11 protein-coding genes are annotated in these 14642 nt (G+C 73.1%); 4 read left to right on the top strand and 7 right to left on the bottom strand.

Going from position 1 to position 14642, the window contains the following annotated elements:
- Nucleotides 1-33: 33 nt before the first annotated feature.
- From J2X36_RS24545 to J2X36_RS24555, 3 genes are all read right to left on the bottom strand, one after another.
- Complete coding sequence (locus J2X36_RS24545; RefSeq protein WP_310354564.1) at nt 34-1629, bottom strand: acyl-CoA dehydrogenase family protein; 1596 nt, start codon at nt 1627-1629, stop codon at nt 34-36.
- A gap of 43 nt (nt 1630-1672) precedes the next feature.
- Nucleotides 1673-2056, bottom strand: a complete 384-nt coding sequence (locus J2X36_RS24550) for a DUF1476 domain-containing protein (protein WP_310354566.1) — start codon at nt 2054-2056, stop codon at nt 1673-1675.
- A 207-nt stretch (nt 2057-2263) separates the two neighbouring features.
- Nucleotides 2264-2491, bottom strand: coding sequence for a hypothetical protein (locus J2X36_RS24555; RefSeq protein WP_132253065.1), 228 nt, complete (start codon nt 2489-2491; stop codon nt 2264-2266).
- Between the two features lie 274 nt (nt 2492-2765).
- Here J2X36_RS24555 and J2X36_RS24560 point away from each other — a divergent pair, with 274 nt between their 5' ends.
- Nucleotides 2766-4202, top strand: a complete 1437-nt coding sequence (locus J2X36_RS24560; protein WP_310354568.1) for a phospholipase D-like domain-containing protein — start codon at nt 2766-2768, stop codon at nt 4200-4202.
- Here the strand turns inward: J2X36_RS24560 and J2X36_RS24565 are convergent.
- Nucleotides 4135-5004 (bottom strand): endonuclease/exonuclease/phosphatase family protein, encoded by an 870-nt coding sequence (locus J2X36_RS24565; RefSeq protein ID WP_310354570.1) that lies wholly within the window; start codon nt 5002-5004, stop codon nt 4135-4137. The two genes, J2X36_RS24560 and J2X36_RS24565, sit on opposite strands and share 68 nt — an antisense overlap.
- A 321-nt stretch (nt 5005-5325) precedes the next feature.
- Between J2X36_RS24565 and J2X36_RS24570 the strand changes: the two genes are divergently transcribed.
- Together J2X36_RS24570 and J2X36_RS24575 are read left to right on the top strand one after the other, a co-directional pair.
- A complete protein-coding gene (locus J2X36_RS24570; RefSeq protein WP_310354572.1) occupies nt 5326-6585 on the top strand; it encodes a DNA repair exonuclease in 1260 nt (419 codons plus the stop codon).
- 24 nt (nt 6586-6609) lie between these two features.
- A complete protein-coding gene (locus J2X36_RS24575) occupies nt 6610-10074 on the top strand; it encodes an AAA family ATPase (RefSeq protein ID WP_310354574.1) in 3465 nt (1154 codons plus the stop codon).
- 137 nt (nt 10075-10211) lie between these two features.
- Here the strand turns inward: J2X36_RS24575 and J2X36_RS24580 are convergent, their stop codons facing one another.
- The 3 genes from J2X36_RS24580 to J2X36_RS24590 form a co-directional block, all read right to left on the bottom strand.
- On the bottom strand, nt 10212-11069 hold the full coding sequence (locus J2X36_RS24580; RefSeq protein ID WP_310354576.1) for a DUF6456 domain-containing protein: 858 nt from the start codon (nt 11067-11069) through the stop codon (nt 10212-10214).
- Between the two features lie 100 nt (nt 11070-11169).
- The gene (locus J2X36_RS24585) at nt 11170-11418 is read right to left on the bottom strand and encodes a hypothetical protein (protein WP_132253081.1); all 249 of its coding nucleotides are present in this window, start codon (nt 11416-11418) and stop codon (nt 11170-11172) included.
- Nucleotides 11419-11628: 210 nt separating this feature from the next.
- Nucleotides 11629-12066 (bottom strand): MucR family transcriptional regulator, encoded by a 438-nt coding sequence (locus J2X36_RS24590; protein WP_132253083.1) that lies wholly within the window; start codon nt 12064-12066, stop codon nt 11629-11631.
- 420 nt (nt 12067-12486) lie between these two features.
- On the opposite strand from J2X36_RS24590, the gene J2X36_RS24595 reads away from it, so the two are divergent.
- Nucleotides 12487-14640, top strand: coding sequence for a S9 family peptidase (locus tag J2X36_RS24595; RefSeq protein WP_310354580.1), 2154 nt, complete (start codon nt 12487-12489; stop codon nt 14638-14640).
- The last annotated feature ends 2 nt before the right edge of the window (nt 14641-14642 follow it).

The following is a 14642-nucleotide window of genomic DNA, read 5'->3' on the forward strand; positions in this document are numbered from 1 at the left end:
CTCCCGTTCAGGAGAGGTCGAGCCCGTCGCGCATCACGCTTCGGGCAGCGCCCGCTCCAGCAACAGGTCCGCCGCCTCGATCGGGTTCGCCCCGAACGTTCCCCGCTCGCGGGCAAGGCGCGTGCGGGCGTAGGCCTCCGCCACCGGGGGCGGTGCGCAGGCCGCGAGCGCCGCGGCGGCGGCCAGCGTCGCGAGGCGGCCGGTGGCGAGGCGGGCCCGGGCCTCCGCATCCGGCGACCGCAGCGCGGCGGCGATCTCCGCGGCCGCCTCGCGGGCGCCCGGCAGCCCCGCGGCCTCGGCGGCGAGTTCGGCCAGGACTGCGTCGGCCGCGTCCGGCGCGCGATGCGCGGCGCGCAGCACGTCGAGCGCCATGACGTTGCCCGATCCCTCCCAGATCGCGTTGACGGGCGCCTCCCGGTAGAGCCGCGGCAGCGGGCTCTCCTCGACGTAGCCGTTGCCGCCGAGGCACTCCATCGCCTCCGCGATCAGGCCCGGCGCCCCCTTGCAGACGCCATATTTCACCGCCGGCGTGAGCAGCCGCATGCGGGCCGTTTCGCCGCGGTCGACGCTCGCCGCGAGCCGCATCGCGAGCGCCGTCTGCGCCTCGGCCTCAAGGGCGAGGTCGGCGAGCACGGCCCGCATGGCCGGCTGCCCGGCGAGCGGCCGCCCGAAGACCTGCCGGTGGCGGGCATGGTGAAGCGCCAGCACCAGCGCCATCCGGGAGAGGCCCGCGGAGGCGAGCGCGCAATCGAGGCGGGTGAGCTGCACCATCCCGATGATGGTGGGCACGCCGCGCCCCTCCTCCCCGATCCGCCAGCCGAAGGCGCCCGCGAACTCGATTTCGGAGGAGGCGTTCGAGCGGTTGCCGAGCTTGTCCTTGAGCCGCTGCAGGTGAAGCGCGTTGACCGACCCGTCCGGCCGATGGCGGGGCACGAGGAAGCAGGTGAGGCCGCCGGGCGCCTGCGCGAGGACGAGGAAGCCGTCGCTCATGGGCGCCGAGAGGAACCATTTGTGCCCCGTCAGCGCGTAGGTCTCGCCCCGTGGCTCTGCCCGGGTCGTGTTGGCGCGGACATCCGTGCCGCCCTGCTTCTCCGTCATCCCCATGCCGAGGGTGACGCCTGCCTTCTCGAACCAGGGCCGGAAGCGCGGATCGTAGGTGCGGGCGGAGAGGCGGGGCGCCCAGGCGGCAAGATGCTCCGGCGCGGCGGCGAGCGCGGCCGCGGCCGCGTTCGTCATCGTCAGGGGACAGAGATGGCCGCACTCGACGCCCGCCACCACGTAGAGGCGCGCGGCCCGGGCGAGATGGCCGCCCGCCGCGCGGGCGGAGTGGAGCCCGTCGCCGACGCTCGCCTCCATCAGGGCGTGATAGGCCGGGTGGAAATCGACCCCGTCGAGGCGCCGGCCCTGGGCGTCGTGCGTGCGCAGCCGCGGCGGGCTCTCGTTGGCGAGGCGGCCGAGCTCCAGTCGGCCGGACGCGCCCCAGGCAGCCCCGAAGGCGAGGAGCGCGGGCAGATCAGCCTCGGCGCCGTTGGCGGCGAGGGCGCCGCGGAGCGGAGCATCCGCGGCGACGAGGTTCACATCGGCGAAGGGCGGGGACTGGTTGAAGACCGCGTGCGTCTCGGCGCTCATCGGCTCATCATTCGCGTTCCCGCCCGCGCCGCAACGCCTCTGGCTAGGACACCATCGGGGTCGGCAGCGGGCCTACGTCCGGGCGCGGCGGATGCCCGTCCGCCGCCGACATCGCCGGCTCGAGGCTCGCCTGCGCGCCGAGGCGCATCAGCTCCGCCCGCAGATTACCCATGGTCTCGATCACGCCGTTGGCCGCCAGATCGGCCTGGATCCGCTCGAGCAGATCCTCGTCCTTGACGCCCTGGACCAGGGAGGCGACCAGTTCGGCCGCATATCCCTCGGCCGCGCGTGCGTCGACACCGAGCTTGGCGGCCGCATACCAGGCGAGCCCACGCATTCGACGGCAGCGCGCGACGAACCGCGCCTCCTCGTCGCGAGCAAAGATCATCTCCGCAGCCCGTTCGCGCTCCTCGAATAGCCTCGCCATCCTGCGTCTCCATCCTTGTCGAGCTTGAACTCCGGCACGAATGCCTTGTCCCGACGCAGATGGTACGCTCTTCTTTTCACTTAGACTACGCCAGTGCACATGTGTGTACTGGCGTGAACACTTCGCCGGTCGAGTCGGATACCTGTCCTGATCGGCAGAGAGGCGTGGTCTGTCGAGGATAATCGACCGGGCGCGGCTGCGCTCGGCTCAGCGTGCGGCGACGAGCTGGGGCGCGGCCCGCTCACCGCCGAACTCCGTCCAGGTCAGCGCCGCCGAGAGGCAGAGGCCGCTCGCCAGGGCGAGGGCCAGCGCGGACCGGCCGCGCACCGCGTAGCGGACGAGATGGAAGGGCAGGAACAGCAGCTTGAAGAGGGCGCGTGCCGCGAGAATCGCGAGCACCGGGAGGATCGCAAGGGAGAGTCCGATCACGGGCATGCAGGCCAATCCTTCCCAACTCGATGCACGGCGTCTGGGCCTTCGTCACCCACGAAGCCGATGGGGCGCCACAAAGCCGGCAACACTATGGAGGCCGCCGAGATTGTCCGCACGGGGCGCCGCCGTCGCAGGCCTGACAGTTCGAATCCGGCGTCAGCCCTGCGGAGACGGGCGAACCGCTCCGGGCCGGATATCCCCAGGCGTGCCTGTCTCCCGCCGGAGGCTTCGCCTAAGGAGGGAGCGGAGCCGCGACGCGGCAGGCTGGCGGACCCCTGTGGAAGACGCGCTCAACCGATGGCTCGAGGCGACGGCCTCGATGCGGGCCGATGTCCTCGCGGTGCTCGGCCTCGTGCTGGCGCTCGGCGTCTCCGGGCATGTCCTGCTGCGCAAGCGCGAGATCAGCGTGGCGATCGGCTGGATCGGGCTCGCCTGGCTCTCCCCGATCTTCGGCACGGGGCTCTACGCCCTGTTCGGCGTCAACCGCGTCTCCCGCCGCGCCCGGCGGCTCCGGCCGAAACCCTCGCAGCAGCCGAGCGACCCGCGCGAGCCCGAGACCAGCATCGAGGCGGATCTGCGCCCGCTGGAGCGGGCGGGTCGGCAGATCACCCAGCTTCCCCTCGTCGCCGGCAACGCCGTCCGCCTCTTCCGCAACGGCGACGAGGCCTACCCGGCGATGCTGGAGGCGATTCGTCGGGCCGAGCGGAGCGTCGCCCTGTCGAGCTACATCTTCCGCGACGACGAGACCGGCCGCACCTTCTGCGAGGCGCTCGCCGGGGCGAAGGCCCGCGGGGCCGAGGTGCGGGTCCTGATCGACGGGATCGGCGGCGGCTACTTCGATCCCGGCGCCTATCGCCGGCTGCGCCGGGCAGGCGTGCCGGCGGGCCTCTTCATGCACTCGGCGCTGCCCTGGCGGATGCCCTTCCTGAACCTGCGCACCCACAAGAAGCTCCTGATCCTCGACGGGGAGAGCGCCTTCACGGGCGGCATCAACATCTCCGACGCGAACCGCGTCTCGCGCAAGCCGCCCCACCCCGTGCGGGACACGCATTTCCGCATCGACGGGCCGGTCGTCGAGCAGCTGATGATGGCCTTCGGCACCGACTGGAACTTCGTGATGAACGAGGAGCTCGACGGCGAGCGCTGGTTCCCGCGCATCGCATGCGCCGGCGAGACCACCGCCCGCGTCGTGACCTCCGGCCCCGACGCCGACATCGAGAAGATCGAGTTCGTGGTGCTGGCCGCGCTCTCCTGCGCGCGCCGCTCGGTGCGCCTCGTGACGCCCTACTTCCTGCCGAGCGAGATCGTGCTGAACGCCCTCGCGCTCGCGTCCCTGCGAGGCGTGACCGTCGACGTGATCATCCCGCGCCGGAGCGACCACCGCTTCGTCGACTGGGCGACGCGGGCCCATCTCGACCCGCTCTTCGAGAGCGGCGTCCGGATCTGGCTCGACGAGCCGCCCTTCGACCACTCGAAGGTCCTCGTCGTCGACGAGGCCTGGGCCTTCGTCGGCAGCGCCAACTGGGACACGCGCAGCTTCCGCCTCAATTTCGAGCTGAACGTCGAGATCTACGATGCCGGCATCGCGCGACGGCTCGACGCCTTCATGGCCGAGAAGATGGACACGCGCCTGACCAAGGACGCGATCACGGGACGCTCGCTCCCGGTGCGCTACCGCGACGCAGGCGCCCGACTGCTGCTGCCATACCTCTGACGGTCCGCTGTGGGCGGCGCACGTCGTCGGTGCCCAGGGTGAGATGCACCACGATCGGCCGATGGTCGGAGGCGCCGCGGGGCAGCACGTCCTTGCCGTGGCAATGGAGGCCGCGCACGAGGCAGCGGTCGAGCCGCAGGGGCAGCACGTCGACCATCGCGTGGGTCGGATGCCGGGGGCCGACGTCCCGGAAGCCGGGCAACAGGGCCGGGCCGACGATGTTGTAGTCGCCGAGCACGGCTGCGCGGGGCGGCAGCGCCCGCTCGATGTGGCGGAGTTGGCGCCGGTTCAGCATCTGCCCGTGCGAGAGATGCACGTTGGCGATGCCGAAATCGCCGCAATCGAGCACCTGGCAGACCCGGTGCACCACCGCGCCCGAGGGCAGCGCCAGGATCGCGGGCGGCTCTCCCCAGGGACGGCGGCTCCAGATCGCGAGGCCGTGGATGCGCCCGGGCAGGGGCGCCCAGGCGTAGACGCCGCCGACCCGGTCGGCGATGGCGGCGATGTCGCGGGTCGCCTCCTGCATCAGCAGGAGGTCGGGCTGCTCCTGGTCGATCAGGGCGACCACGTCGGCCACCGCCGCGCCGGTCCGGCGCAGCAGGTTCCAGCTCACGATCTTGTGGGGCCGCGGGTGGTGGAGGGCGGGGACGCGGGTCGCGCCCGGGGAGCCCGGCCGCTGCGCCGGGGCGGGCGCGTGCGGGGTCTCGATCGTCCTCTTGGCCGCCGGCCACTTGCCGAGCCGTCCGAGGCCGCCCGCGCGCCGCTGCGCGAGGCTCTCGCTCCAGCGCTGAAACCGGTTCATCCGCTCAGAGCCCTCCGGCCGCGCGCGGGCGCCGCGGATTCCGACGGCAACCGGGGGACAGGCGCATGGGCGATCTCCGGAGACGTGCGAGCCGGACGGCTCGGGACGGTTCTGGACGCGAACCTTGAGCGGCCCGTTCTACGGCCTCCGTCCCGGCGAGGCGAGACCTCCCGGACGGACAACCGGAGCCGGGGCCGCTCTGCGCAACGCGCGGCGCGCCCGAGCGATCCCGCCGCCATCCCCCGCTGAGATCGCCGGCTTCGTGGCCGAGGCGCGCGGATTCGCTTAAAGACGGGGCGCAACAGGCGCCTCACGCGACCCATGACGAGCTTCACCTTCATCCACGCCGCCGACCTTCACCTCGGCAGCCCGCTCGCGGGCCTCGCCCTCAAGGACGCGGACATCGCCCGGCGCTTCGCCGCGGCCGGGCGGCGGGCCTTCGAGGATCTCGTGACGCGGGCGATCGAGATGGAGGCCGCCTTCCTCCTCGTGGCAGGCGACGTCTATGACGGCGACTGGACCGACAACACGATCGGCCTGTTCTTCGCCCGCCAGGTGGCGCGCCTCGACCGGGCCGGCATCCCGGTCGTGCTCGTGCGCGGCAACCACGACGCCGAGAGCGTGATCACCCGCTCGATCACCCTGCCGCACTCCGTGAAGGTCTATCCGACGCAGCGCGCCGACACGCACCGGCTCGACCACCTGCGGGTGGCGCTGCACGGGCGCAGCTTCCCGAACCGGGCGGTCGAGGAGAATTACGCGCTGGCCTACCCCGCTGCGGTGCCCGGCTGGTTCAACATCGGCCTCCTGCACACCTCCTGCACGGGCCACGCGGCCCACGCCACCTACGCCCCCTGCTCGGTCGCGGATCTCGCGGGCCGCGGCTACGATTACTGGGCGCTCGGCCACGTCCACGACTACGCGGAGCTTTCCCGCGACCCCTGGATCGTCTTCCCCGGCAACCTGCAGGGCCGCAGCGTGCGCGAGTGCGGCGAGAAGGGCGCCGTCGCGGTCGAGGTGGCGGACGGGCGGGTGCGCGCCGTGCGCCGCCTGATCGTCGATCACGCCCGCTTCGCCCTGCTTCCCGTCGATCTTGCGGATGCGGCGAGCGAGCGCGAGGCGATCGCCCGCGTCGAGGATGCCCTGCGCCCGCTCTCCGAGGCCGCGCAGGGGCGGCTCCTCGCGGTTCGGGTGAGCCTGACGGGCGAGACGCCGCTGCACGACCGCCTCGCCGCCGACCGGGAGGGCCTGACCGCCGAGATCCAGGCCGCCGCCCACCGCGTCCACGAGGACATCTGGCTGGAGCGCCTGCGCATCGAGACCGTGCGGCCCCGCGCCGCCACCTCGACCGATCCTGCCCGAGGCTTCGGCCTCGACCCGGCGGAACTGCTGGCGGCCATCGACCGCGACCCGGATTTCCGCGCCCGGGCCCGGGCGGCGCTCGCCGAGATCACGGGGAAGCTACCAAGCGGGATGCAGGGTGGGTTGCAGCCCGAGGAAACACTGGCCGACGAGCTCGACGCCCTCTGCGCGGAGGCCGAGGCGGTGATCCTCGGGCGCCTGCGCGGCCGGGCCTGCTGAGCGGACGCCTCACGGACACGCGGAATGCGCCTCCTCACCCTCGATCTCGAACGCTACGGCCCCTTCACCGCCCGCCGGGTCACCTTCCGGCCGGATGCGCGGCTGCACGTGGTGCTGGGGCCGAACGAGGCGGGCAAGAGCTCGGCGCTCGCCGCCGTCACCGACCTCCTGTTCGGCATCGAGGCCCGCACCCGCTACGCCTTCCTCCACGCCATGCCGGAGATGCGCATCGGCGCCGAGATCGCGGCCGCGGACGGGCGCAGGCTCGCCTTCCGCCGCCGCAAGGGCAACAAGAACACCCTCGTCGACGCCGCCGACGCGGGGCTCTCCGACGACGCGCTGGCGCCCTATCTCGGCGGCCTCACCCGCGAGGTGTTCTGCCGCGCCTTCGGTCTCGACGCGCAATCCCTGCGCGACGGCGGCGGCGAGATGCTCAACAGCGACGGCGAGGTGGGCGCGAGCCTGTTCGCGGCGGCCTCGGGGCTTCGCGGCTACACGAGCCTGCAGGCCGACCTCGACGCCGAGGCCGAGCGGGTCTTCATGCCCCGCAAGGCGGAGCACCGGACCTTCTATCAGGCCCTCGGGCGCCACGAGGAGGCCCGCAAGGCGATCCGCCAGGCCGAATTGCGGGCGGGCGACTGGCGCGAATTGAACGACGAGATCGAGGGCGCCGCGCGGAGGCTCGACGAGATCCGGGCCGAGCGGGTGCGCATCGCCGCCGAGCAGGCGCGGCTGGAACGGCTGAAGCGGGTGAGCCCCCTCATCGCCGAGATCGACCGCCTCGCCGGGGCGGCGGAGGCCGATGCGAGCCTCGTCGAGGTGCCCGAGGGCTGGACGGACCGGCTCGGCGCGCGTCTCGACGAGGCGGAGGCGCGGCAGGCCGCGGAGGCCGAGGCGCGCGCGCGCCTGGAGGAGGCCGAGCGCGACCTCGCCTGCGTCGCGGTCGACGACCGGCTGCTCGCGCGCGCCGAGGAGATCCTGGAGGGCTTCCGCGGGATCGACCGCTTCGACAAGGGTGCCTCCGACCTGCCCCGCCTCCAGGGCGAGGCGGACGGGTTCGAGCAGGACCTGGAACGGCTGCGCGTCCGCATCGGCCTGCCCGACGCGGATCAGCTCCGCGCCCGCCAGCCCTCGGACGCCGCCCGCACCCGAATCGAGGGCCTGATCCGGGCGGGGCGCGAATTCGCGGCGTCGCTCGCCCGCCTCGGCGGCGAGCTGGCGCAACGCCGGGCCGAGCACGCGCGCCTCGCCGAGGCGCGGGGGGCCGACGCGCCGCCCGCCGATCCTGCCCCCCTGCGGGCCGACCTCAAGACCCTCGCGCCCCTGCGCAACGAGGTGGCGCGGCGGGACGCGCTCGCGGCCACGATCCAGGGCGAAGCCAAGCAGATCGCGCTGCGGGCCGCGCGGCTGAGCCCGCCGATCCACGATTTCCCCGCCTTCGTCTCCCTGCGCCGGCCCTCGCACGAGACGATCGCCCGCTTCGGCCGGGCGATGGACGGATTGGAGCGCGACCGCGCGCGGGCCGCCGACCGACGGGAGGCCGCCGCCCGGACGATCCGACAGACGCGGGAGCGCATGCGGCGCCGCGAGGCCGGGCGGCCGATCCCGACGCTCGCCGATCTCGCCGCCCTCCGCACCGAGCGCGACGCCCGCCTCGCGCCCCTGCGGGCCCATCTTCTCGGCGAGCCCGGCGCCGGCGACGCGGACGATCTCGCCCGTTTCGAGGACGCGATGCTGGCGGTCGACCGGGCCGCCGACGACCTCATGGCCGACGCCGCCCGCTCTGCCGAGCACGCCGCCGACCGGCAGCGCCTCGACGCGGAGGAGGCAGAGGCTGCCGAGGCCGCCCAGGAACTCGCCGCGCTCGACGCGCGCCTGGCGGAGGGCCGCGCCGCCTGGCGCGAGGCCTGGGCGCCCGCCGGCATCGAACCCGCCACGCCCGCCGAGATGACCGCTTGGCTGACGGAGGTCGAGGCGCGGGCCGAGGATTACCTCGCTCTCGAGGGACGCCTTGCCGAGCATGCGCACCTCGCCGCTCGCATCGAGGCGGCCCGCGCCCCGCTCCTCGCCCTGAGCCGCCGCGCGGGCCTCTCCGACCTCGACGGGCTCGATCCGGGACTGATCCTCGCCCGCGCGGAGGATCGCGTCGCGGCGCTGTCCGCCGCCTGGGAAGCGACCCGCGAGGCGCAGGCCCGGGCCCGGGCCATCGCGGAGCAGATCGCTCGGATCGAGGCCGAGCGCGCGCAGGCCGCCGCGCGCCAGGACGCGTGGCGCCTCGAGTGGAGCGCGGCCCTGCAGGGCCTCGGCCTCCGGGCGGACGCCGAGCCCGACGAGGCTTCGAGCGCGCTCGAGGCGTGGCGGGCGGTGCCGACCCTGCTGCGCGAGCACGACAGCCACCTGCGCCGGATCAACGGCATCCGCCGCGACATGGAGGAATACCGCGCGAGCGTGGCGGGGCTGACAGCGGCGCTCGCGCCCGATCTCGCACCGCTGCCTGCGAGCAGCGCCATGAAGGCGCTGCAGGGCCGCCTGCAGGCCGCCTCCCGCGACGAGACCCGGCGCCAGGATCTCGCCCGGCGCAGAACGGATGCGGCGCAGGCGCTGGAGACGGCCACCCGCGAGGCGCAGGCCGCGCGCGAGGCGCTCGCCGAGCACTGCGCCGCGTTGCCGGAGCCGGACGCCGATAGGGCGGGGCTCCACGCCCGGCTCCTCGCCCGGCGCGCGCTGCGGGCCGAGCTCGCCGGCCGCCGGGCCGAGCTCGCCCGCGCGGCGGAAGGCGTGTCGGAGGAGACCCTGCGCGCGGACCTCGCCGCCGCGACGCCCGACGCGATCGAGGCATCTCTCGCCCAGCTCGCCCTCGACGACGACGACCTCGACCAGCGCGGCAAGGTCGCCTTCGCCGACCGCGACCGGGGCGAGCGCCGCCGTGGCGAGTTGGAGGGCGGCACGGGCGCGGAATTCGCCGCGGCCCAGCGCAGGGCCGCCGAGGCGGAGCTGCAGGCCAGCGCCCGGCAATGGGCGGTCCTCAAGCTCGCGAGCCTCCTCCTCGGCTCGGCGATCGGCCGCCACCGGGCAGGCCAGCAGGACCCGCTCCTGACCCGCGCCGGGGCGCTGTTTGCGGGGCTGACCGGGGGCGCCTTCTCGGGTCTCGCCCAGGAATACGACGAGGCCGACAAGCCCTGCATCGTCGGGCGGCGCCTGTCGGGCGAGATCGTCCACGTCTCGGGCCTCAGCGAGGGCACCCGCGACCAGCTCTACCTCGCGCTGCGCCTCGCCCATCTCGAGGATTACGCCGCCCGCAACGAGCCCGCCCCCTTCATCGGCGACGATCTCTTCCTCACCTTCGACGACGCGCGCACCGCCCACGGCCTGGAGTCGCTCGCCGCGATCGGGGGGACGATCCAGCCGATCCTGTTCACCCACCACCGGCACGTCGCCGAGATCGCGCGGGCGCGGCTGGGAGAGAGCGTCGACGTGCTGGATCTCTGACGGGCGGCCCGCTCCTCGCCGCCGTCCGCTACCCGGTCCCGGCGCCTCCGGGGGAGACGCACGCCCCCTTCGCGGTCAGAGCGGGGGCCGCGCCGTCGGCGTCTTCGGAGCCGCTGGCTGCGGATCTCGTCCTCCCCTCATGCCCGCGCCCGCCACAGCCGGGTGCGCGCATGGGGCGGGCCGGATGCCTCCCTCTGCAGGCCGTAATGCTCGGCCAGGCGAGCGAGCGCGATGCGGGCCACGACCTTGGCCGAACGGGCCGGCCAGCGCCGCTCCGCCTCGATCCGCTCCAGGCCCTTGAGGTGCCCGCACAGGTCGATCAGGAGACCGGCGAGATCGCTGCCCGCGGCGTCCAGGGCGGCACGGACGCGGGCGAGCGCACCCACCACCCGGTCGGATGCCGCGGCCGGGTCGCGCGGGCCGGAGCCGTCGACCCGCGGCTGGGTCCAGTCGACGCCCATCCGTGGCAGAAGCTGGGCCGCCTCGATGTCCCGGCGCAGGCGCTCGCCCGCCTCGAAGCTCGCCGCGTCGATGAGCGGTGTTCCGTCCCGCCCGCGGCGGCGTGCCATCCAGGCCAACGGACTCTCGGAGGCATCGCGCAGGCGCCCCTCCGCGCCCCGCTCGCCTGCGTCCTCCAGGTCGAGATGCTGTGCGAGGAAGGCCGCACCCTCCCCGTAATCCGCCGCCGCGCCGCGACGCAGATGCGCGCGTCCGGCCGCACTGATGGCGAGGCGCCCGCGAGGACCGGGCTCGCGCGTGGCGAGATCGGCGGCCACAAGCGCCGCCCCGGCCGCAGCCGCGAAGCGGCCCCCGCCGATCGAGACGCCCGCCCCGCCGCCGCGCAGGATCAGTCGGCCCTCCTCGATCGGATCGGAGAAGGCGTAGGCGCCCTCGCCCGCGAGGGCGGCGAGGAGGCGGCCCGCGTCCCTGCCGAGCTGGGGGCGGACGTCCGCGCAGGATACGGCATGACGGGTGATACGATCCTTTTTGTTCATGATTTGTTCCAATACGCCTCGATCACGTTGCGCCCGACGACCTGACGTATCGGAAAATGATCCTACATCCAAGTCTTGACAGGTTTCGCCCCGTGGAGCGTCACGCTGCGGGAGAGCGCCGGGGCGGGCGTTTGAGCACCTCCGCGATCTCGTCCTCGCTCTTGCCGCGCACGGCGTAGCCCATGCTCTCGAAGCGCTCGATCAGGGCGTGGCTATCGGCGGCCGTTCGCGCCGCCCATTCCGCGAGGAGGGTGTTGACCCGGCCGAGCTGTTCGGCCGGCGGCCTGTCGGCATCGACGAGGGGCGGCTCGGTCGTATCGGGCGCGTTCGGGGCGGCGGGCTCGGGCATGCGGCCTCCTCGGGGCCGCCTTCGCGGTCCGGGTCGGCCCACCCTGCATAAAGACGCACGGGCCGGACGTGTTCCCGGAACTGCCCCTGACCTCCCCGCCGCGAGGCCGGGGATCCGGTTCAGATCCGGGAGGAAGTCCGGGCCGCCGCGACGCGCCAGCGGCCCGGACCTTGTCGGATGAGATCTGATGCGCGGTCGGCCCTGAACCGGTCAGGCGGCCTCACCGTAGCCGCTGGGCCGGCCCTGCCCGAGGCCGATCGCCTTGGCGAGGTCGGAGCGGGCCTTGGCGTAGTTCGGGGCCACCATCGGATAGTCGGGCGGAAGGCCCCACTTGGCGCGGTACTGCTCGGGGCTGAGGTCGTACTTGGCGCGCAGGTGCCGCTTCAGCGACTTGAAGATGCGGCCGTCCTCCAGGCAGACGATGTGATCGGGCGTGACCGACTTCTTGATCGGCACGGCCGGCTGCAGCTGGGCAGGCGCGGCCGCCTTGGCCTCCGGCCGGCCGCCGGCGACTTCGAGGAGGGCGGTGTGGATGCGTCCGATCAGCTGGCCGAGCTCCCCCGGGGGGACGGAGTTGTTGCTCACGTAGGCCGAGACGATGTCGGCCGCCAGTTCGACGTAATCGACCGCGGTGTCAGTGTCGTTCATGGTCGGAATGGTTCCTCTGGCGCGATGCGGGCACCGAAGTGACGTGGAGCGTTCAAACAGGCGAACGCTGCCCAAGCTCCTGCGAATGTCTACCGACGCAGTCGCTCAGCCCGCTAGTGCTCTCGAAATGTGGTGGCCCCTCCCACCACAACTTGGTTCTATGCTATTCAAGATGCAGTCGCAAGACAGAGCGGCCATGCATGGATACGTGATCTCAACTTTCCTGCAAGATAGTTCAATTTAACGGCATTGCCTGGTGCTTAGTGGCTTGAGCCCGCGGAAGCGATCGGCACCGCGCCTCGGGCGAGATCCGCCCGCCGGGCCCCTCGCCACGCCTTGCCGATTCCCGCCCGGCGCGGCACATGCAGCCCGTGCGGCGGCGCGCCTCCGCATCCCTCCGTTCTCGCTTGGGTACCCGCCATGGCGTCCGACCGCACGTTCCCGACCACCCGCCCCGAAGCGCCCGCGGCCGAGCGCCGCCCGCACGGCTTCACGGTGCACGGGCGTGCGCTCACCGACGACTACGCATGGCTCAAGGCCGAGAATTGGCGCGACGTCCTGAAGGACCCGGCCGCCCTTCCCGCCGACATCCGCGCCTACCTGGAGGCCGAGAACGCCTACGCGGAGGCGATGCTCGGCGAGGTCTCGGATCTGCGCCGGACCCTGGTCTCCGAGATGCGCGGGCGCATCAAGGAGGACGAGAGCGGCGTGCCCGAGCCCGACGGGCCCTTCGCCTACTACACGCGCCACCGCGAGGGCGGGCAGCACCCCCTCGTCTGCCGGCGCCCGCGCAGCCTCCTCGTGCTGACGGGCGGGGCGGCGGAGGCGGTCCACGAGGACGGGCGCGAGACCGGCGAGACGATCCTCCTCGACGGCGACCGGGAGGGCGAGGGTCTGCCCTTCTTCGAGCTCGCCGCCGCGGTCCATTCGGACGATCACGGCAGGCTCGCCTGGAGCGCGGACACCAAGGGCTCGGAACTCTACACGCTTCGTGTGCGCGATCTCGCCACGAACGCGGATCTCGACGACCGCGTCGAGGCGACCTCGGGCGAGGCGGTCTGGGCGGCGGACGGCGCCTCCTTCTACTACGTCGGCGTCGACGCGAACCACCGTCCGGCCCGCGTCCTGCACCACCGCCTCGGCACCCCGCAGGAGAGTGACGCGATCATCTACGAGGAGGCCGATTCAGGATACTTCGTTCACATCGGAACGACGCAGTCCAAGGCCTATCTCACCATCACGGCGAGCGACCACGAGACCTCGGAGGTGCGCCTGATCGACCGGGCCGCGCCGGACGGGGCGCCAATCCTCGTCGAGCCCCGCACGCCGCTGCTGATCTACTCCGTGGAGCATTGGGGCCAGCACCTCTTCATCCTGACGAACGCCGACGGCGCCGAGGACTTCAAGATCGCGACGACGCGCCTTGACGCGCCGGGCCGCGCGAACTGGCGCGACCTGATCCCCCACCGGGCGGGCGTGATGATCCGCCACCAGCACGTGATCGGCGGCCACCTCGTGCGGCTCGAGATCGAGAACGCGCGGCCCCGCATCATCGTGCGCGACATGCAGGGGCAGGAGCACGCGGTGGCCTTCGCGGAGGAGGCCTACTCGCTGGGCCTCCAGCCCGGCCACGAGTTCGAGACGGCGGTGATCCGCTTCACCTACTCCTCGATGACGACGCCCGCCGAGACCTACGACTACGATTGCGTCACCCGCGCCCGGCAATTGCGCAAGCGCCAGGAGGTGCCGAGCGGGCACGACCCGGCGGCCTACGTGACGCGGCGCGTCTTCGCCACGGCCCCGGACGGCGAGCAGGTGCCGATCTCGCTGCTGCACCGGCGCGACCTTCCCCTCGACGGCACCGCGCCGCTCCTGCTCTACGGCTACGGCTCCTACGGCACCCTGATGCCGGCCTCCTTTCGGACGAACCTTCTCTCGCTGGTCGACCGCGGCTTCGTCTACGCCATCGCCCATATCCGGGGCGGCACCGAGAAGGGCTGGCGCTGGTACCTCGACGGCAAGCGCGAGAAGAAGCCGAACACCTTCAGCGATTTCGTGGCCTGCGCCAGGGCGCTCGCGGCCGAGGGCTACACGGCGGAGGGACGGATCGTGGCGCATGGCGGCAGCGCCGGCGGCATGCTGATGGGGGCGGTGGCCAACCTCGCGCCGGAGCTCTTCGCCGGCATCATCGCGGATGTGCCCTTCGTCGACGTGCTCAACACGATGCTCGACGGCGACCTGCCGCTCACCCCGCCCGAATGGCCCGAATGGGGCAATCCGGGCGAGAGCGAAGGGGCCTTCGAGACGATCCTGGCCTACTCGCCCTATGACAACGTGGCGGCTAAGAGCTACCCCGCCATCCTGGCGCTCGCCGGCCTCACCGACCCCCGCGTCACCTACTGGGAGCCGGCTAAATGGGTCGCGCGGCTGCGGGCTACCATGACGGGGGGCGGACCGGTGCTCATGCGCACCAACATGGAGGCCGGCCACGGCGGCGCCGCGGGCCGCTTCGACCGGCTGGAGGAAGTCGGCCTGATCTACGCCTTCGCCCTTCTGTCCGTCGCTCGGGCGTGAGG

Source organism: Methylobacterium sp. BE186 (genome assembly GCF_031457035.1).
GTDB classification, from domain to species: domain Bacteria; phylum Pseudomonadota; class Alphaproteobacteria; order Rhizobiales; family Beijerinckiaceae; genus Methylobacterium; species Methylobacterium segetis.